Source organism: Actinomadura craniellae, assembly GCF_003289645.1.
GTDB classification, from domain to species: Bacteria; Actinomycetota; Actinomycetes; order Streptosporangiales; family Streptosporangiaceae; genus Actinomadura_D; species Actinomadura_D craniellae.
This window is the reverse complement of record NZ_QLYX01000004.1, coordinates 101,149-120,517: the sequence shown is the minus strand read 5'-3', so window position 1 is coordinate 120,517 and position 19,369 is coordinate 101,149. Positions and strand designations below refer to the sequence as shown.

15 protein-coding genes are annotated in these 19,369 nt (G+C 72.3%); 12 read left to right on the top strand and 3 right to left on the bottom strand.

Going from position 1 to position 19,369, the window contains the following annotated elements; genetic code table 11:
• Window positions 1-18: 18 nt before the first annotated feature.
• Window positions 19-1,812, top strand: a complete 1,794-nt coding sequence (locus DPM19_RS10040; RefSeq protein WP_199484973.1) for an HSP90 family protein — start codon at window positions 19-21, stop codon at window positions 1,810-1,812.
• Window positions 1,812-4,469 (top strand): tetratricopeptide repeat protein, encoded by a 2,658-nt coding sequence (locus tag DPM19_RS10035; RefSeq protein ID WP_111865349.1) that lies wholly within the window; start codon window positions 1,812-1,814, stop codon window positions 4,467-4,469. Before DPM19_RS10040 ends, DPM19_RS10035 begins: the two co-directional genes overlap by 1 nt.
• Here the strand turns inward: DPM19_RS10035 and galK are convergent.
• Window positions 4,466-5,566 carry a galactokinase gene (gene galK, locus DPM19_RS10030; RefSeq protein WP_233510020.1) on the bottom strand — a complete coding sequence of 367 codons (1,101 nt, stop codon included), beginning with the start codon at window positions 5,564-5,566 and terminating at the stop codon, window positions 4,466-4,468. The genes DPM19_RS10035 and galK overlap by 4 nt on opposite strands.
• Window positions 5,563-6,513, bottom strand: coding sequence for a UDP-glucose 4-epimerase GalE (gene galE, locus DPM19_RS10025; RefSeq protein ID WP_111865347.1), 951 nt, complete (start codon window positions 6,511-6,513; stop codon window positions 5,563-5,565). The genes galK and galE overlap by 4 nt, the downstream gene beginning before the upstream one ends.
• Before the next feature lie 192 nt (window positions 6,514-6,705).
• Between galE and trpS the strand changes: the two genes are divergently transcribed.
• Genes trpS through DPM19_RS10010 form a run of 3 tightly spaced genes read left to right on the top strand, consistent with a single transcriptional unit; the run spans window position 6,706 to window position 9,272 of the window.
• Window positions 6,706-7,746, top strand: a complete 1,041-nt coding sequence (gene trpS / locus DPM19_RS10020) for a tryptophan--tRNA ligase (RefSeq protein ID WP_111865345.1) — start codon at window positions 6,706-6,708, stop codon at window positions 7,744-7,746.
• Window positions 7,736-8,269, top strand: a complete 534-nt coding sequence (locus tag DPM19_RS10015) for a 2'-5' RNA ligase family protein (RefSeq protein WP_233510019.1) — start codon at window positions 7,736-7,738, stop codon at window positions 8,267-8,269. The genes trpS and DPM19_RS10015 overlap by 11 nt, the downstream gene beginning before the upstream one ends.
• A gap of 52 nt (window positions 8,270-8,321) precedes the next feature.
• Entirely contained in the window at window positions 8,322-9,272 is a 951-nt protein-coding gene (locus DPM19_RS10010) for a YihY/virulence factor BrkB family protein (RefSeq protein ID WP_233510018.1), read from the top strand.
• On the opposite strand, the gene DPM19_RS10005 is transcribed toward DPM19_RS10010, so the two are convergent.
• A complete protein-coding gene (locus DPM19_RS10005; RefSeq protein WP_111865343.1) occupies window positions 9,269-10,507 on the bottom strand; it encodes a D-alanyl-D-alanine carboxypeptidase family protein in 1,239 nt (412 codons plus the stop codon). The two genes, DPM19_RS10010 and DPM19_RS10005, sit on opposite strands and share 4 nt — an antisense overlap.
• 65 nt (window positions 10,508-10,572) lie before the next feature.
• Between DPM19_RS10005 and DPM19_RS10000 the strand changes: the two genes are divergently transcribed.
• From DPM19_RS10000 to DPM19_RS09970, 7 genes are all read left to right on the top strand, one after another.
• On the top strand, window positions 10,573-10,785 hold the full coding sequence (locus DPM19_RS10000; RefSeq protein ID WP_111865340.1) for an SCO4848 family membrane protein: 213 nt from the start codon (window positions 10,573-10,575) through the stop codon (window positions 10,783-10,785).
• Window positions 10,786-11,337: 552 nt separating this feature from the next.
• On the top strand, window positions 11,338-12,504 hold the full coding sequence (locus tag DPM19_RS09995) for a glutamate--cysteine ligase (RefSeq protein WP_111866315.1): 1,167 nt from the start codon (window positions 11,338-11,340) through the stop codon (window positions 12,502-12,504).
• Window positions 12,505-12,628: 124 nt separating this feature from the next.
• Window positions 12,629-13,933 (top strand): amidohydrolase, encoded by a 1,305-nt coding sequence (locus DPM19_RS09990; protein WP_111866312.1) that lies wholly within the window; start codon window positions 12,629-12,631, stop codon window positions 13,931-13,933.
• Window positions 13,934-14,100: 167 nt separating this feature from the next.
• Window positions 14,101-15,156 (top strand): BMP family lipoprotein, encoded by a 1,056-nt coding sequence (locus DPM19_RS09985; RefSeq protein WP_233510017.1) that lies wholly within the window; start codon window positions 14,101-14,103, stop codon window positions 15,154-15,156.
• Window positions 15,157-15,237: 81 nt separating this feature from the next.
• On the top strand, window positions 15,238-16,770 hold the full coding sequence (locus tag DPM19_RS09980; RefSeq protein WP_111865336.1) for an ABC transporter ATP-binding protein: 1,533 nt from the start codon (window positions 15,238-15,240) through the stop codon (window positions 16,768-16,770).
• Entirely contained in the window at window positions 16,767-18,029 is a 1,263-nt protein-coding gene (locus tag DPM19_RS09975) for an ABC transporter permease (RefSeq protein WP_233510016.1), read from the top strand. Before DPM19_RS09980 ends, DPM19_RS09975 begins: the two co-directional genes overlap by 4 nt.
• Complete coding sequence (locus tag DPM19_RS09970) at window positions 18,026-19,351, top strand: ABC transporter permease (protein ID WP_111865334.1); 1,326 nt, start codon at window positions 18,026-18,028, stop codon at window positions 19,349-19,351. The genes DPM19_RS09975 and DPM19_RS09970 overlap by 4 nt, the downstream gene beginning before the upstream one ends.
• Window positions 19,352-19,369 lie beyond the last annotated feature (18 nt).

Sequence of the window (19,369 nt, the reverse complement as noted above, 5' to 3'; positions counted from 1 at the left end):
TAGGGTGATGCGGTCTATATGCAGCCGTTCGGGAGGGCGTTCGGGGTGGATCAGGCCTTTCAAGTCGATCTTCGTGGCGTGGTCGATCTGCTCAGCCGCCACCTGTACTCCAGCCCCCGGGTCTACCTGCGCGAACTGCTCCAGAACGCGGTCGACGCGATCACCGCCCGCGGTCCGGGGGCGCCGGCCGAAGTCGGCGTCGAGACCGGGAACGGCGTGCTGCGCGTGCACGACACCGGAATCGGCTTGACTCACGATGAGGTCCACGAGTTGCTGGCCACCATCGGCCGCTCCTCCAAGCGCGACGAGCTGGGCTTCGCCCGGCACGATTTCCTGGGCCAGTTCGGCATCGGGCTGCTGTCGGCGTTCCTCGTCGCCGACGAGATCGAGGTCGTGACCCGGTCGGCGCGCGGCGGCGACGCGGTCCGCTGGACGGGCTTCGCGGACGGCCGCTACCGGGTTGGCCCCGCCGAGCGCGACGAGCCCGGCACCACCGTGACGCTGCGCGCCCGGCCCGGTGACGGCGACCTGGTCGCGCCGGACACGGTCGCCGCACTCGCGCGCACCTACGGCTCCCTGCTGCCGATCGAGCTGACCGTCGACGGAGTGAAGATCACCGGCTCCGGCCCGCCCTGGCTGGACGCGCACCCCGACCCCGGCCGCCGCCGCAGGGCGCTGGACGCCTACTGCCAGGAGCTGTACGGGTTCGAGCCCTACGACGTGATCGACCTCGACGTGCCCGAGGCGGGGCTGACCGGAGTGGCGTTCGTGCTGCCCCGGCCGGTGACGCCGTCCGCACGCGGCGCGCACCGCGTCTACCTCAAGCGGATGCTGCTGTCGGAGGGGATCGAGGGGCTGCTGCCCGAGTGGGCGTTCTTCGTCCGCTGCGTGGTCGACTCCGGCGAACTGCGCCCGACCGCCAGCCGCGAGGCGCTCTACGACGACGAGCTGCTGGAGCTGACCCGGCAGGCGATCGGCGACCGGCTGCGGCAGTGGCTGGTGCGGCTGGCCGAGACCGACCCCGCCCGGCTGAACGGGTTCCTGCGGCTGCACCAGCTCGGGGTCAAGGCGATGGCCCTGCACGACGACGAGATGCTGCGCATCGTCGACCGGTGGCTGGAGTTCGAGACCTCGGCCGGGCCGATGACGCTGCACGAGTTCCGCCGCCGGCACCCCGGCGGCCGCTACACCGCGAACGTCGACGAGTTCCGCCGGCTGTCGGCGGTCTCGGGCGCGCAGGGGGTCGGGCTGGTCAACGGCGGCTACGTCTACGACACCGACATCATCGAGCGGCTGCCCGACATCGACCCGGACGTGCGGCTGCGCCGGCTGGACGCCACCGAGCTGACCACCCACTTCGGGGTGGTCGACCCGGCCGCGGAACTGGCGCTGCGGCCGTTCCTGGCGCTGGCGCAACGGGCGGTCGACCGGCTGGGCTGCGAGGTGGTCGTCCGCGACTTCGACCCCGCCTCGCTGCCCGCCCTCTACCTCACCAGCCGGGCCGCCGAGCACCAGACACGGTTGCGGGAGGCCCGGGAGGCCGCCGACGACCTGTGGTCCGACGTGCTCGGCGCGCTCGACGGCGCGGCCGCCGCGGACCGGCCGCAACTGGTCCTCAACCACCGCAACCCGCTGACCCGGCGGATCACCGCGCTCGCCGAGGAGGACCTGGTCGAGCTGGCGGTCCAGGGCCTGTACGGGCAGGCGCTGCTGCTCGGCCACCACCCGCTGCGCGCCGCCGACACCGCGGTCCTCAACCGCTCGTTCCTCGGGCTGCTCGACTGGGCCGTCCACGACCCGGGAGCCCCCTGATGAGCACTGTCCTGGAGCTGATGAACCAGGCCGAGGAACTGCCCTGGGGCGACGGGCGGACGATGCTCGTCGAGGAGGCGCTGCGGCTGGCCGAGGCGTCCGACGACGAGGTGCTGACCTTCCGGGTCCGGATGGAACTGCGCGCCGCCTACGTGCAGGGCGGCGAGACCGCCAAGGCGTTCACCGCGTTCAGCCGCTGCCTCAGCGAGTACGACCGGGACCCGACCCGGTTCGACGAGGGCGACGAGTACCGGCTGCTGTGGGCGTTCAAGGGCACGGTCAACGCGCTGACCAGCTTCCCCGAGGTGCCGCTCGACCGCACGCTCGCGGTGCTCGACGACATGGAGCGCCGGTACCGGGCGGGCGGCCACGGGCTGCACCCCGTCTACACCTACCGCTGCGTGGTGTCCAAGCACGTCGGCAACGCCGAGGCGGCCGACCGCTGGTACGCGATGTGGCACGCGGCCCCCCGCACCCGGCTCTCGGACTGCGAGGGCTGCGACCCGGGCACGAAGGTTCTCTACCTGGCCTGGCGGGGCCGGGACGCCGACGCCCTGGCGCTCGCCGAGCCGGTGCTCAACCGGGAGCTGACCTGCTCGGAGCAGCCATCGACGATCCTGACCGAGCTGCTGCCGGTGTTCCTGCGGGAGGGCCGGTTGGAGCAGGCCGCCGACGCCCACCGCCGGGCGTACCGGACGCAGCGGTCGCGGATCAGCGAGCTGTGGGCGATCGCCACGCACCTGGAGTTCTGCGCGCAGAGCGGCAACGAGGCGCGCGGGCTGGAAATCTTGCAACGGCACCTGGGCTGGCTGGACCGGGCGCCCACCCCGCACGCCGCGATGTCCTTCGCCGCGGCGGGCGCGCTGCTGCTGCGCAGGCTGACGGAGACCGAGCACGGGCACGTGACCGTCCGCCGGCCCGAGCACGGCGACCGGCCCGAGACCGAGGTGCCCGCCGCCGAGCTCCAGGCCGAGCTGGCGGAGCGGGCGCTGGAGCTGGCAGCCCGGTTCGACGCCCGCAACCGCACCTCCCACCAGGGCGACATCGTGCGGCGGACCCTGGCCGCCGAGCCGCTGGTCGAGCACCTGCCGCTGACGCCGTACGTCCGTCCCGCGACCCCGCCCCCGGCCGTTCCCGTGGCCGGACCCGATCCGGTCACGATCGACGACCCCGATGCGCTGCTCGACCTGGCCGAGGAGCACTGGCGGCGGCGCGCGGGCGAGGCCGCGCTGGCGGCCTGGCGGCGGTTCGACGGGCTGGCGGCCGAGCCGACCCCGCTCCAGCGGGCGCGCCGCGCCGACGGGCGGGGGCTGGAACTGCTGCTGGGCGACGGCGACGTCGCCGGGGCGCTGACCGAGTGGGAGCGCGCGATCGAGCTGCACGCCGCCGCCGGCGACGAGCCGCGGCGCTGGGCGGCGGCCAGCCGGGTGGCCGCGCTGCGGGTGGAGACCGACGAGGAGGGCGCGCCGGAGGCGCTCCGCGAGCTGGAGGCCGCGGCCGACCACCTCACCGAGCACTTCCCCGGCACCCTCCGGGCGGTGTCGGCCCGGCAGCGGCTGGCCACCGCGCACACCGCGACCGGCCGCCCGGACCTGGCGCTGAAGGTGCTGGACGGCACGGAGACCGGCGACCCGGTCGAACTGGCCGAACTGGACCTGCTCCGCGCCCAGGCCCTGATCGCGGTGGGCGAGGACCGGGAGGGGGCGCTCGGCGCGCTGCGCCGGGCCGGCGCCGGATTCCGCACGGCCGGCGTCGCCGCGCTGCTGTCGGAGGCGTCGCTGCTGCTCGGCCAGCTGCTGGACCATTCCGACGAGGACGAGTCCGCCGAGGCCCTGGCCGGCCTGACCGAGGCGATCGGGGCCGCCGGGACCGACCCGCGGCTGCGCGTCACCGGGCACGCGGTCCGGGGCGCCCTGCTGCTCGCCCGGGAGCGGTACGCCGAGGCCGCCGACGACCTGGTGGAGGCCGTCGCCGGGTTCACCGCGGCCGGCGCGTACCCGCCGGCCGCCTACGCCCGGGTCGATCTGGGCGCCGCCTACCTCAACGCCGGGCGCCCGCTGGACGCGGCGGAGGCGCTGGAGGAGGCCATCCCGGTGCTCGTCGAACTGGACGACGCCGAGGCCGCCGTCCGGGCCCGCTTCCTGCTGGCCAACGCGCTGCGCGGGCTGGGCGAGGGCGACGAGGCGGCCGAGGCGTTCACCGCGCTGGCCGGCGACGTGGAGCACCCCGGCCTGGCCGGCCAGTGCCACGAGTCGGCCGCCGAGGTGCTCACCGACATGGACCGGGACGGCCAGGCCGCCGAGCGGTTCGCCGCCGCGGCCGAGGCCTTCCGCGCGGCGGGCGACGAGCAGGGCACGGTGCGGGTGCTCCGCCGCCGGGGGATGTGCCTGCTGTGGAGCCAGCAGGGCGAGGCCGGCCTGGCGGAGATCGCCGCGGCCCACGAGGTTCTTGCCGGCTGGCCGGACGAGCCGCCGCGCACCTGGGAGACCGCGCTGCTCTGCTACGACGGGGCCCGCATCCTCGCGGCGCTGGAACGCCCGGACGAGGCGCTGGCCAGCGTCGATCAGGCGGTGGCGGGGTTCACCGCGCTCGGTGAGGACGACGCCGCCGCGGCCGCCGGCAGGCTCCGCGCCGAGATCGCCGGGTCGCCCGGCTAGAGGCGCCGGGCGGCCGGGGAGGGGACGGCGGTCAGGAAGGCGGCCCGGGGCAGCGCCGCGGCGATCCGCTCCCGGACCCGGGCGGTGCGGTCGGCCGCAGTCAAGGCGATGACCGAGCCGCCGAAGCCGCCGCCCACCATCCGGGCGCCCCGGGCGCCGGCCCGCAGCGCGGCGTCGACCACCAGGTCGGCCTCCGGCCACGACACCTCGAACTGGTCGCGCAGCGACAGGTGCGAGGCGGTCAGCAGCGCGCCCAGTTCGGCGGCGGCGCCCGCGCGCAGCAGCCCGGCCGTGGCCTCCACCCGGTGGTTCTCGGTGACGACGTGCTGGACCCGGCGGCGCAGCACCGGGTCGGTCAGGGCGCCCAGCGCGGCGCCCAGATCCGTGACGTCGCGCAGCGCGGCCACGCCGAGCGCGGCGGCGGCGCGGGCGCACTCCGCGCGGCGGGCGGCGTATTCGCCGCCGGCCAGGGCGTGCCGCACCCCGGTATCGACCACCAGCAGGTCCAGCCCGGTCAGGTCCAGCGGGACCTGCGCGGACAGCCCGCTGCGGCAGTCGAGCAGCAGCGCGTGGCCCGCCGAGCACAGCAGGGCGGCCGACTGGTCCATGATCCCGCAGGGCACCCCGGCGAACTCGTGCTCGGCCCGCCGGGCGGCCTCGGCCAGCGCGGGCCGGTCGAGCCCCAGCCCGCCCAGGTCGTTGAGGGCCAGCGCCACCGCGCACTCCAGCGCCGCCGACGACGACAGCCCCGACCCCCGGGGCAGGTCCGCGTCGATCATGATCGAGGCGCCACCGGTGAACCCCAGCGCCCAGGCCGTCCCGGCGGGGTAGGCCGCCCAGCCGCCGACCGCGCCGGGGGCCAGGTCGGCGGCCGCGATCCGGACGCCCTCGCCGGCCGCCTGCAGCGAGCGCAGTTCGAGCACACCGTCCGTACGCCGCGCCACCGCCGCCGTCACGCCCTGGGCCAGCGCGAACGGCAGCACCAGCCCGTCGTTGTGGTCGGTGTGCTCGCCGATCAGGTTGACCCGCCCGGGAGCGTGCCACATCCCCTCGGGCGGGCACAGGAACGCCTCTTCGAAGGCCGCCGCGAGCGTCACCGGCGCAGGAAGGCCCACGCGTCAGCGACCATGGCCGGCAGGTCGCGTTCGGGCTTCCAGCCCAGCGCCGAGCGGATCTTGTCGGAGGAGGCGACCAGCACGGCCGGGTCGCCGGGCCGGGGCGGGGCCTCCACGGCCGGGATCGGATGGTCGGTGACCGTGCGGCAGACCTCCACGACCTCACGGACGGAGAAGCCGTCGCCGTTGCCCAGGTTGAAGATCTGGTGCTCGCCGGGCGCGCAGGCGTCCAGCGCGAGCAGGTGCGCCCGGCCCAGGTCGACCACGTGGATGTAGTCGCGCACGCAGGTGCCGTCGGGCGTGGGGTAGTCGCCGCCGAACATCTGGACCGACTCGCCCCGGCCCAGCGCCACGGCCAGCACGTTGGGGATCAGGTGGGTCTCCACGGTGTGCCGCTCGCCGTACCGGCCGTGCGCCCCGGCCACGTTGAAGTAGCGCAGCGACACCGCGCCCAGCCCGTGCAGCGCGGCGTACTCGGTCAGGGTGGTGTCGATGGCCAGCTTGGACGCGCCGTACGGGTTGGTCGGCCGGGTGGGGTCGGTCTCCAGGATCGGCGTGGTCTCGGGCTCGCCGTAGACGGCCGCGGTGGAGGAGAACACGATGCGGTGCACGTCCGCCCGGCGCATCGCGTCCAGCAGGGCCAGCGACTCGCCGAGGTTCTTGTCCCAGTACAGGCCGGGCCGCCGCACCGACTCACCGACCAGCGACTTGGCCGCGAAGTGCAGCACCGCGTCGAACCCGGCGCCGTCCAGCACCTCGAAGGCGGTCTCGCGCAGCGTGCCGCGGACCAGTTCGGCCCCGTCGGGCACCGCGTCGGCGTGGCCCGTGGACAGGTCGTCGAGCACGACCACCTGGTGCCCCGCCGCCAGCAGTTGCGCGCCGACCACGCTGCCGATGTAGCCGGCGCCTCCGGTGACGAGCAGCTTCACGTGAACCTCCATCTGAGCCGGGTGGGGTGATCAGGCTACCCGCGGGCCGGGAGGTGCGTCCGGTGTAACGACCGGGTACACCGATGGGGGCTGTCGGGGAGAATATGATGGGCGGGTGGTCGCCAGCCGGCCCGTCAGCTCACGCCAGATCACGTCGCCTCGGCCGAGGCCAGACAGAAGTGGTCCTTGCTCATGTCCTCCGCAGCCAGCCCGCGTGTCCTGTCCGGGATCCAGCCCACCGCCGACTCGTTCCATCTCGGCAACTACCTGGGCGCGCTGCGTCAGTGGGTCGCGCTCCAGGACACGCACGAGGCCTTCTACTGCGTGGTCGACCTGCACGCCATCACGGTCGACTACGAGCCCGCGGTGCTGCGCCGGCGGTGCAAGGTCGCCGCGGCCCAGCTGCTCGCGATGGGCGTCGACCCCGACCGCTCGACCCTGTTCGTGCAGAGCCAGGTGCCCGAGCACGCCGAGCTGGCCTGGGTGCTGGGCAGCATCACCGGCTTCGGCGAGGCGGGCCGGATGACCCAGTTCAAGGACAAGTCCGCCAAGCAGGGGGCGTCCGCGGCCAGCGTCGGGCTGTTCACCTACCCGATCCTGCAGGCGGCCGACATCCTGCTGTACACGCCCGAGCCGGGCGAGGGCGAGCGCGACTTCCAGGTCCCGGTCGGCGAGGACCAGCGGCAGCACCTGGAGCTCACCCGGACCCTGGCCCAGCGCTTCAACCACCGGTTCGGGACGACGTTCGTGGTTCCGGAGGCGTACATCCCGCAGGGCGCGGCGAAGATCGCCGATCTGCAGGAGCCGCTGTCGAAGATGAGCAAGTCCTCGTCGTCCCCGCAGGGCATCCTCGACGTGCTCGAAGAGTCCGGCCCGCTGCGCAAGAAGATCATGCGGAGCGTCACCGACACCGGCACCGAGGTGCGGTACGACCCCGAGGAGAAGCCCGGGGTGACCAACCTGCTGCGCATCTACTCCGCCCTGGCGCAGACCCCGGTCACCGACCTGGAGCAGCGCTACGCGGGGTCCGGTTACGGCCAGTTCAAGAAGGACCTGGCCGCGCTGGTGATCGACACGTTCACCCCGATCCGCGAGCGCACCGAGAAGCTGCTGGCCGACGAGCGCGACCTCGACCGCATCCTGGCCCGGGGAGCGGCCCGGGCGGGCGAGGTCGCCAGAGGCACCATGGACGTCGTACGCGATCGCGTGGGGTTCCTCGGACGTGGTGCCTGACGCCGCGGGCGGCACGCGCACGATCGGGGTGGCCATCCCGATCCCCGACCCCTACGGGGCCGAACTCCAGCGCTGGCGCGCGTCGTTCGGCGACCCGCTGGCCCGGTCGATCCCGACCCATGTCACGCTGCTGCCGCCGACCGTGGTCACCGGGGCCGAACTGGACGCGATCGAGGAGCATCTGCGGGCGGTCGCTGCGAGCGGGCGCCCCTTCCCGATGCGGCTGCGCGGCACCGCCACCTTCCGGCCGATCTCCCCGGTGGTGTTCGTGGCGATCGCCGAGGGCATGGGCGCCTGCGAGCGGCTCGAACGGGCGGTGCGTGGCGGGCCGCTGGCCCGGGAACTGCCGTTCGCCTACCACCCGCACGTGACCGTCGCCCACCACCTCCCGGAGGAGGTGCTGGACCGGGCGTTCAAGGAACTGGCCTCCTACGAGGCGGCGTTCCAGGTCTGGGGCTTCTCGCTGTACGAGCACGGCGCGGACTGCGTCTGGCGGCCGCAGCACGACTTCCCGTTCGGCTGAACCGTTTCCCCGCGGGCGGCATCGCCGGGGAACCCCGGGGTAAAGAGCCTGGGTGATCGCCGGTGTGAAGCGCAGGGCCGGTTCGGGATGGGACCGCGCCACCGGCGCCGTGCGGAGCGCGCGGAACAGGTGGCCCTGGCTGGAGCACCTGGTACGGGCCTACGGGCGCTACTCCGAGCGGCACGGCGACCGGCTGGCCGCCGCGATGACCTACTTCGGCTTCCTGTCGTTCTTCCCGCTGCTGGCGCTGGGGTACTCGCTGCTCGGCTACGTGGTGGGGGTGAGCGAGCCGGCCCGCGTCTACCTGGTGGACGCCATGGGCTCGTTGCTCCCAGGGCAGGTCAGCCTGCCGGTGGAGCAGATCGCGCGGGCCAAGACCACCGCCGGGATCATCGGTCTGGTCGGCCTGCTGTACACCGGGCTCGGCTGGGTGAACGCGCTGCGCGAGTCGCTGCGCGACATCTGGGGCAACGACCCGTCCGGGGGCGGCCATTTCCTGGTCAAGCGGCTGTGGGACGTGGGGACGCTGGTGTTCCTCGGGACGGTGCTGATGGCGTCGGTGGCGGTCTCGACGCTGACCACGCACGCCGGGCGCACGGTGCTCGACTGGCTGGGGCTGGGCGGGCTGGTCGGCATGGGCGTGCTGCTGCGGCTGGCCACGCTGGCGGTGGCGATCGGCTGCAACATGCTGATCTTCCTGGTGCTGTTCTCGCGGATGACCGGCACCCGGGCGCCGTGGCGGCGGATCGTGCGCGGCGCCCTGTTCGGCGCGGTGGGCTTGGAGATCCTCAAGATGATCGGGACGTTCCTGATCACGCTGACCACGCACAACCCGGTGTACGCCTCGTTCGCGGTCGTCGCGGGCATGCTGGTCTGGATCGACGTCGTGTCGCGGTTCATGCTGTTCACGGCGGCGTGGACGGCGACCCGCCGGGTCGTCCTGTCCGCGGACGCCGAGCACCTCGACGACCCGGACCGGCCTCCGGTCGTCGCGGCGGGCTAGCGGGGGGACTCCTCCTCGGCCGGGCCGCCGAAGGAGGGCGGGGGACCGCCGGACCCGGCGGTCTGGCGTTCCGCCGGGGGGCGCGGCGCGGCCGCCGGGCGGCGCCGCCGGGCCAGGATGACCACGGCGGCCACCATCAGCGCGATGCCGCCGGCGGCGGTGGCGACCAGGCCCCAGCCGCCGGGCGAGTCACCACCGGTCAGCGGGATCGGCGGCAGGACCGAGTCGTCGGCGCCGGGCGGCTTCGGCGGCGGCACCGGATCGACCAGCGTGCCGACCGGGCGGGTCTTGCCGTGGGCCGCGAACCCCCAGTCGAACAGTTCGGTGGCGTACGGCCAGAGCGTCGGCGAGCGCATCAGCGCGATGATGATCGTGCGCCCGTCGCGGCGGGCGGCGCCCACGAAGGTCTGCTGGGCGGCGTTGGTGTAGCCGTTCTTACCGCCGATCATCCCGGGGTACCGGTAGGTGCCCGGGCGCAGCAGCTTGTTGTGGGTGTAGATCGGGTAGCCGCCGACCTTGATGCCCTCCTTGCGCTGCTCCTTGGTGAGCGGGGCGGGCCAGCGGGCGTCGATCGCGCCCACGTACTGCCGGAAGGCGGGCAGCTTGAGCCCCTGCCGCATGATCAGGGCCAGGTCGTAGGAGGAGGTGTGCTGGGTCCTGACGTTCAGTTTGAGGTCGACGTCGAGGCCGTTGGTCGAGCCGGCCAGGGTGTCCCCGGCGCGCAGCCGCTTGGCCTCGGCGTTCATGGTGTCCAGCGTGGGGCGCAGCCCGCCGCCGGCCTGGGCGAGCGCCAGCGCGGCGTCGTTGCCCGAGACCATCATCAGGGCGTGCATCAGGTCGGACACCTTGTACTGCATCTTCGGCGTCATGCCGACCTTGGTGCCCTCGACGTCGCAGGTCTGCCGGGTCGGCCGGATGAGCGCCGCCGGGTCGAGCTTGGGGATGAGCGCCACCGCGGTCAGGGTTTTGAGCGCGCTGGCCGGCAGGTAGTGCCCGTGCGGGTCGCGGGCGCCCAGCACCTCGCCGGTGTCGCCGTCGGCGACGATCCAGGACGAGGCCTTGATGTTGGGCGGCTTGGGGGCCCCGGCGGCCAGGTCGACCACCAGCCCCCGGGCGCCGAGCCGGGGGCCGCCGACCGGCTCCAGGGCGGCGTGCGCGGGCGTGACGGGTGTGACCAGAGTGACCGCGACCAGCGGCGTTGTGAGCGCGGCGACCGCGCGGCGTACAGATCCCATGGCTTCTCGCACACTAGAGGAAGGCTCCGCGAAACGGGTACCCGTGGCCGACTACTCTGACGCGTGTGAAGATCTCTCGGGGTGTTTCGATATTTCTGCTCTGTTTGTCCGCTTTCATGGTCTTTGAGTGGATTATGCTGGCCACCAACCTCGGCAGCGGGCCGCGCCGCAGCACCGCCTTCTATGTGGTGCACGGCGTCCTCGTCGGAGTGAACGTGATCTTGGCCCTTGCCCTGGCCGCCATCGGCTGGCGCGGCTGGCGCGGGTCCCGCCGCTGAGCTCGGACGCGAGGAATTCTCCGGTTCGCGGCGGGCTTTGCGGGGGACCGCGGACGCCATTTTCACGACTCGCGAATATGATTTTCCGAGACCGTGGTCTCGACGGCGGAATATTGCGACGGTGAATTCTGGTCGGTAGCGGGGTTGTGTAATTCTTGCGGCCGGGATTCTCGCCGAAGTCCATGGAACGGTCCCGGCGGGACGATCCCCGCGTGCACATTAAGTGATCATCAGGGTGCGCACTGTGAGCGATCTTGTGTGCGCACCCCCGTGCTGACGGTGTCGAGGGGGTTTAGGTCAGGGAACTAGTCCGATTGGGTGGTGACCGGATGTCGGGGCATGGCTGAAACGAGCAGGTGCCGCGGGCTGCCGACCGCCCTAAAGAGTCAACTGTTCGCCGACGGGCATGGAGCCTGGGAGGCAGCGGGCGCGCGGCGGCATGATGGGTCGAAGACGCTTCGAACGGCGTTTCTCCAGCCGTAGGGACGCGCTGGCTGAATTGTGTCACGTGCCACGCATCGACCTGCAAGGATTGAGTGACGGAGGTTGGCCGTGGCCATTGCATTCAACGCGTCCAAGGGCGCGACGCTCGGGGTCGAGTGGGAGCTCCAGCTCATCGACACCTCGACCAGGCACCTGCGCCAGGACGCGCGCGGGGTGCTGGCGGCGCTGCCCGGGTTCGGCGAGGGCGGCGGCGACCCGAAGATTCGTCACGAGCTGATGGAGTCGACCGTCGAGGTCGTGACGGGCGTCTGCCACACGGTCGGCGAGGCGAAGGCCGACCTGGCCGCCTCGGTGTCCGGGCTGCGCGCGGTCACCGAGGGCCGCGGCATCGCGCTGGCATGCACCGGCACCCATCCGATCAGCAACTGGCGGGACGCGGTGATGGCGCCGATCCAGCGCTACGCCGAGCTCGTCGAGCAGATGCAGTGGCTGGCCCGCCGGATCCAGACCTTCGGGGTGCACGTCCACGTGGGGGTCCGCAACGTCGACAAGGCGATCCCGATCGTCAACGCCCTCTCGGCCTACCTGCCGCACTTCCTCGCGCTGACCGCGTCGAGCCCGTACTGGAACGGGCACGACACCGGGCTGGCGTCCAGCCGCGCGATCGTGTGGGGCTCGCTGCCGACCGCGGGCCCGCCGCACCGCCTGGCCGACTGGGCGGAGTTCGAGGATTACATGGACACCCTGCTGCGCGCCGGCACCATCCGCAGCATCAAGGAGGTGTGGTGGGACATCCGCCCGCACCCCGACTTCGGCACGATCGAGATCCGGATGTTCGACGGCATCCCGACGCTGCGCGAGGTCGGCATGGCGGCCGCGCTGTGCCAGAGCCTGGTCACGCTCTTCGATCAGCAGCTCGATCGGGGATACACTCTTCCCCGACCCGCAGCATGGGTGGTGCGGGACAACAAATGGCGGGCCACGCGCTACGGCCTCGACGCCATCGTCATCACCGACGATCACGGTGGCACGGCCCCGCTCCGCGACGAACTCTACGAACTGATCCGCGAACTCGAACCCTTGGCCGATCGGCTGGGCTGCGCGGAGGAACTGAAGATCGCCAGCGAGGTGCTGGAACACGGGGCCCCGTACGAACGCCAGCGCGCGATCCGTACCGAGGGCGGCACGCTGGAGAACGTGATCGACGCGGCGATCATCGAGCTCCGTGACGACAGGTTCGTCAACCCCCGGGAGGTGGCCAATGCCGGAACCTGACGGCTTCGCCAGATCCGCCGGGCACAGTTCATCGGCGGCGGACGGCCGGAACGTCCGCGACCAGTCCACAGACGATTCACAGCGGGCGCCCGAGATGGGCGCCGTCATGCCGCAGGGGGCGTATATGGCGCAGCCGGCACACGAGGTGGTGCCCCAGTTCGAGCGCGGGACCGCGGGCCTGGGCGACGAGGCCCAGCAACTCGCCCTCCAGCTGCAACTGGACGCCTTCCTGTCCGGTCACGAGGAAGAGCTGATCGCCTTCCGCCGTGACCTGCACATGCATCCCGAGCTGGGCTTCGCCGAGTACCGGACGACCGAGCAGATCGTCCGGCGGCTGACCGAGGCCGGGCTGCGCCCGCGGGTCCTGCCCAAGGGCACCGGCGTGATCTGCGACATCGGCCCCGAGGAGGGGCCCACGGTGGCGCTGCGCGCCGACATCGACGCGCTGCCGTTGATGGACGAGAAGCGGAGCGTGGAGTACCGCTCCACCGTGCCGGGCGTGGCGCACGCCTGCGGGCACGACGTGCACACCACCATGGCGCTGGGCGCCGGCCTCTTCCTGGCCCAGCAGGCGGCGGCGGGCCTGCTGCCCGGCCGGGTCCGGCTGCTCTTCCAGCCCGCCGAGGAGACCGCCGGCGGGGCGCTCGACGTGATGGCGGCGGGCGGCATCACCGGGGTCGACCGGGTGTTCGCGCTGCACTGCGACCCGCGGCTGGAGGTCGGCGAGCTGGGCCTGCGGACCGGGCCGATCACCGCCGCCTGCGACCAGGTGTTCGTGAAGGTCGCCGGGCCCGGCGGGCACACCGCCCGGCCGCACCTGACGGCCGACCTGGTGTACGCGCTGGCCAAGATCGTGACCGAGTTGCCGGCGGCGCTGTCGCGGCGGGTCGACCCGCGTTCCAGCCTCAGCCTGGTGTGGGGCCGGGTGTCGGCGGGGTCGGTGGCGAACGCGATCCCCGACGACGGCATTGCCGAGGGCACCGTGCGCTGCCTGGACGACGAGGCCTGGCACAAGGCGCCCGAGATGGTGCGGTCGCTGCTGGAGTCGGTGGCCGGCGCCTACGACGTGGAGGCGTCGCTGGAGTACGTCCGGAACGTGCCACCCACCGTGAACGAGGCCACCAGCGTGCAGATGTTCCACGACGCGATCGTCCAGGTGCTGGGGGAGCAGGCCGCGCTGCCCACCCCGCAGAGCCTGGGCGGCGAGGACTTCGGCTGGTACCTGGAGTCGATCCCCGGCGCGCTGGCCCGGCTCGGCGTCCGCGCCCCGGGCTCCAAGGACGAGTATGACCTGCACCGGGGCGACTTCGACGTCGACGAGCGGTGCATCGCGGTGGGGGTCCGGGTGATGGCCGCGACCGCGCTGACCGCGCTGTGGGAGGGGCAGCGCCCGTCGGCGGGCGCCGTCGAGGGCGCCGCGCTCGCCTGAAACGCTCTGGTAACACCCCTCTGACCTGTGACGACGTGCTTCCACCTTGATAACGGACCCGTTGCGAAACGGTACGACTTGTTCAGTAGCACTCCGCAAAGCAGGTAGCGTCCGATCGTTTCGTGCTGATATAGGCACTTTTTCCGGGGGACGAGGGAGGAGCTACCTTGCGCCGTGGATTGAAGTTGGCGGCCGTAACGCTGACGGGGGCCGCGCTCGCACTGAGTGCCGCGGCCTGTGGTGGCGACAAAGTCGAGAGCGGTGACGGTGGCGGCGACAAGAAGACCGTGAAGGTCGGCTTGGCGTTCGACATCGGTGGCCGGGGCGACCAGTCGTTCAACGACGCCGCAGCGGCCGGCCTGGACAGGGCCAAGACCGAACTGAACATCCAGACCGAGGAGATCTCGGCCAAGCCCGACGAGCCCGACGCCGACAAGGAGGCGCGGCTCAAGCTGCTGGCCAACCGGGGCTACAACCCGATCATCGGAGTGGGCTTCGCCTACACCAACCCGGTGACCAAGGTTTCGAAGGAGTTCCCGAACGTCAAGTTCCTGGTCGTCGACGCCGACCAGTGCAAGGTCGAGGGCGCCAACGTGCTGGGCGCCTGCTTCTCCGAGGAGCAGGGCTCGTTCCTGGTGGGCGCCGCGGCGGCGCTCAAGTCCACCACCGGGACCATCGGGTTCATCGGCGGCGTCAACGTGCCGCTGATCAAGAAGTTCGAGGCCGGGTTCGCGGCGGGCGCCAAGGCCGCCAAGCCGGACATCAAGATCCTGCCGGCCAAGTACCTGACCCAGCCGCCGAACTTCGACGGCTTCAAGAACCCCGCGCTGGGCACCGACGCGGCCAAGGGCATGCTCGACAAGAACGCCGACGTGGTCTACCACGCGGCGGGCGGCGCGGGCATCGGCGTGATCAACACCATGGGCGGGGCCAAGAAGTTCGCCATCGGCGTGGACTCCGACCAGTACAACCAGCCCGCGCTGTCGGGGGTGAAGGAGTTCATCCTCACCTCGATGATCAAGCGGGTCGACCTCGCGGTCTTCGACTTCGTCAAGAGCACTTCGGACGGCACCTTCAAGGCCGGGACGAAGGCCTACAACCTGACCAACGACGGGGTGGGCTACTCCACCAGCGGCGGCAAGGTTGACGACATCAAGGCGAAGCTCGACGCGTTCAAGGCGGACATCGCCTCGGGCAAGATCACGGTTCCGACCGCGCCCTGACCCGGCAACCCGTCCCGCCCGCCCCCGCCCTCGTGCGGGGGCGCGGCGGGACGCGTCGCGATCTGCAGGAAAGAGGCCCGGATGCCCGACGCACCCGCGGTACGGCTTACGGCGATCACCAAACGGTTTCCCGGTGTGGTCGCCAACCGCGACATCAACCTCTCCGTCGACCAGGGCGAGGTCCACGCCCTGTGCGGTGAGAACGGCGCGGGCAAGTCCACGCTGATGAAGATCCTCTACGGCATGCAACGGCCGGACGAGGGCACCATCGAGATCAACGGCGAGCCGGTGCATTTCAAGTCGCCGGCCGACGCCATCGCCCGCGGCATCGGCATGGTCCACCAGCACTTCAAGCTGGCCGACAACCTGACCGTGCTGGAGAACGTCATCCTCGGCGCCGAACCGCGCCGCCGCTGGCGCATCGACTTCGCCGCCGCCCGGGCGCGCATCGAGGAGATGTCGCGGCGGTACGGGCTGCGGGTCGAGCCGGACGCGCTGGTGGAGACGCTCGGCGTCGGCGACCGGCAGCGGGTGGAGATCCTCAAGGTGCTCTACCGGGGCGCCCGCATCCTGATCCTGGACGAGCCCACCGCGGTCCTCGTCCCGCAGGAGGTCGAGGAGCTGTTCGACAACCTGCGCGAGCTGCGCTCCGAGGGCCTGACCGTCATGTTCATCTCGCACAAGCTCGACGAGGTGCTGCAGGTCGCCGACGCCATCACGGTGATCCGGCGCGGCAGCACGGTGGCCAAGTGCCTGGACCCGGCCGAGGTCACCGCCCGGCAGCTGGCCGAGCTGATGGTCGGCTCCGAGCTGCCCACCCCCGAACTGCGCGAATCCACCGTGACCGAGGACGTCCAGCTGGAGGTCGACGACCTGACCGTCCGCACCGCCGAGGGACGGGCGGTGGTGGACGGTGTGTCGCTGCGCATCCGGCGCGGCGAGATCGTCGGCCTGGCCGGGGTCGAGGGCAACGGGCAGGGCGAGCTGATCGAAGCGATCATGGGCATCCGGCATGCCGGGACGGGCCGGATCCGGTACCGCTCCGGCGACGACCTGAGCGACATCACCGGCTGGCCGACCCGGCGCCGCCGGGAGGCCGGCATCGGCTACATCCCCGAGGACCGGCACCGGCACGGGCTGGTGCTGGAGGGCCCGCTCTGGGAGAACCGGATGCTCGGCCACCAGACCGAGCGGCCCAACGTCCGGGGCCCGTGGATCGACCGGCGGGGCGCCCGCCGGGACACTGCGCGGATCGTCGACGAATACGACGTCCGCACCCCCGGCATCGACGTCCCCGCCGCGGCGCTGTCCGGCGGTAACCAGCAGAAGCTGATCGTCGGCCGCGAGATGTCGGGCGAGCCCAGGTTGCTGATCGCCGCCCATCCCACCCGGGGCATCGACGTCGGCGCCCAGGCCGCGATCTGGGACTACCTGCGCCAGGCCCGCGCGGCGGGGCTGGCGGTACTGCTGATCAGCGCGGATCTCGAGGAACTCATCGGAATGTCCGACACGCTGCACGTGATCCTGCGCGGCCGGCTCGTCGCCGAGGTCGACCCGGGCACGGTGACGCCCGAGGAACTCGGGTCCGCGATGACCGGGGCGGAGGGACCGTGACCGAGGAGAAGCCCCCCGCGGGCGAACCCGAGAAGCCGCCGGTATCCGGGGACGGGTCCCCGGCAGGCGAGCCCGAGAAGCCGCCGGTCGCGCCCGAGGCCAAGCCTCCGGCGGGCGAGCCCGACAAGGTGCCGGCCTGGCGCGCGATCCTCCAGGGGCTCGGGCCGCAGCGGCTGGCGCTGAAGGTCGGCGCACCGGTGCTGGCCCTGGCCATCGCGCTGGCCATCACCATGGTCCTGCTCCGGCTGACCGGCGCCGACCCGTTCAGCTCCATCACCGCGATGGTCGAGTACGGCACCGAGCCGAACTCGATCGTGGACATCCTCAACCGGAGCACCCGCTACTACCTGTCGGCCATCGCGGTCGCCATCGGCTTCCGGATGGCGCTGTTCAACATCGGTGTGGACGGCCAGTACCGGATGGCGGCCATGCTGGCGGCGGCGCTGGGCGGGGCGATCGCGCTGCCCGCCCCGTTCGGCCAGCTCCTGGTGATCGTCGCGGCCATGCTGATCGGCGGCCTGTGGGCCTCGATCGCCGGCATCCTCCGGGTGACCCGCGGCGTCAGCGAGGTCATCTCGACGATCATGCTCAACGCGATCGCCACCGGGATCATCGCGTACCTGCTCAACGACAAGCGGCTGGCCGAGGTCCGCCCGGGCAGCAACAACGTCGCCACCCCGCCGATCCCCGAGTCGGGCCGGGTCGGCGAGCTCAACGGGGTGCTGTCGGCGATCGGCATCGACCTGCCCGGCCGGCTGTACGGGCTGCTGCCACTGGCGATCGTCATCGGCGTCGTCTACTACGTGGTGCTCAACCGCACCCGGTTCGGCTTCGACCTGCGCATCTCGGGCCTGTCGCCCACCGCGGCCCAGGCCAGCGGGGTGAGCAGCGGGCGCATGATCGTGATCACCATGGTGCTGTCGGGCATGGTGGCCGGGCTGGTCGGGATGCCCGAACTGCTCGGCGCGTCCTACGAGTACTCGCTGAACTTCCCGGCGGGGCTCGGCTTCACCGGCATCACGATCGCGCTGCTCGGCCGTAACCACCCGCTGGGGATCGCGTTCGCCGCGCTGCTGTTCTCCTTCCTCGACCAGTCCTCGGACGTGCTCCAGGAGGTCGACGTGCCCAAGGAGATCGTCGGCGTGATGCAGGGCGTCGTCGTGCTGACCGTCGTGATCGTGTACGAACTCGTCCGGCGCTGGGAGATCCGATTGCAACAGCGCGCGGTGGCCGCCGAACTCGCTCGGGAGACCTCATGACCGCGGTGAGCACGGTGCGGCGGAGGCTCCGCCTGCCGTACATCCTGATGGGCGCGGCCGGGCTGCTGGTCCTGCTGTCGCTGGTGCGCACGCTGACCGGTGCCGACGACGTCACCTCCAGCGGCACCGTCGGCGCGGCGCTGCGGCTGGCCGTGCCGATCTTCCTGGCCGGGCTGGGCGGGCTGTGGGCCGAGCGCGCGGGCGTGGTCAACATCGGCCTCGAGGGCATGATGATCCTCGGTACCTGGACCGGCGCCTGGGCCGGCTACCAGTGGGGTCCGTGGATCGGCGTGCTGGTCGGCATCCTCGGCGGGGCGCTGGGCGGGCTGGTGCACGCCGTCGCCACCGTGACGTTCGGGGTGGACCACATCGTCTCCGGTGTGGCCATCAACATCCTCGGGCTGGGCCTCACCCAGTTCCTGTCCGGGCTGCTGTTCACCACCGAGGCCGCCAAGGCGCTGGGCGGCGGGGAACGGCAGTCACCACCCGTCGAACTGATCAACACGCTGACGCTGCCGGTGCTGTCGGGCGGCGAACTCTTCGGCTGGAAGAGCCCCGACGCGCTGGGCGCGCTGGAACGGCACCACTGGTTCCTGGTGTCGGACGTGGCGGGCATCCTGCGCGGGCTGACCGCCGGGATGTCGGTGCTGACGCTGGTGGCCATCCTGCTCGTGCCGCTGACCTACCTGGTGCTGTGGCGGACCCCGTTCGGGCTGCGCATCCGCTCCTGCGGCGAGGACCCCTACGCCGCCGAGTCGCTGGGCGTGAACGTCATCCGGATGAAGTACGCGGCGGTGGTCATGTCGGGTGCGTTCGCCGGGCTGGGCGGCGCGTTCCTGGTGACCGCGCACGCCACGGTCTACCAGGACGGGCTGACCGGCGGCCGGGGCTACATCGGCCTGGCCGCGATGATCTTCGGTAACTGGCGTCCGGTCGGGCTGGGCACCGGCTCGCTGCTGTTCGGCTACACCGACGCGATGAACGTCCGCGGCGGCGGCGACTCGGTGCACGCGCTGCTGCTGTTCGTGGCGATCCTGCTGGTCGGGGTCGCGGTCTGGCAGCTCGTGCGGTCCACCCGGGCGCCCGTGGTGCCCGGCGAGCTCGCCGGCACGGCGCGGCGCAACGCCCGGCTGTCGGCGGCCGTGGCGCTGGTGGCCGCGGCGGGCCTGCTCGTCTGGTTCTTCCGCACCGACGCGGTGCCCGGCGAGCTGGTCTCCTTCACCCCGCACCTGACCACGCTGCTCGTCCTGGCGCTGGCCAGCCAGCGGCTGCGGATGCCGGCGGCCGACGGCGAGATCTACCGGCGCGGCGAGGCCCGCTGATCGGAACACTCCGGTGGC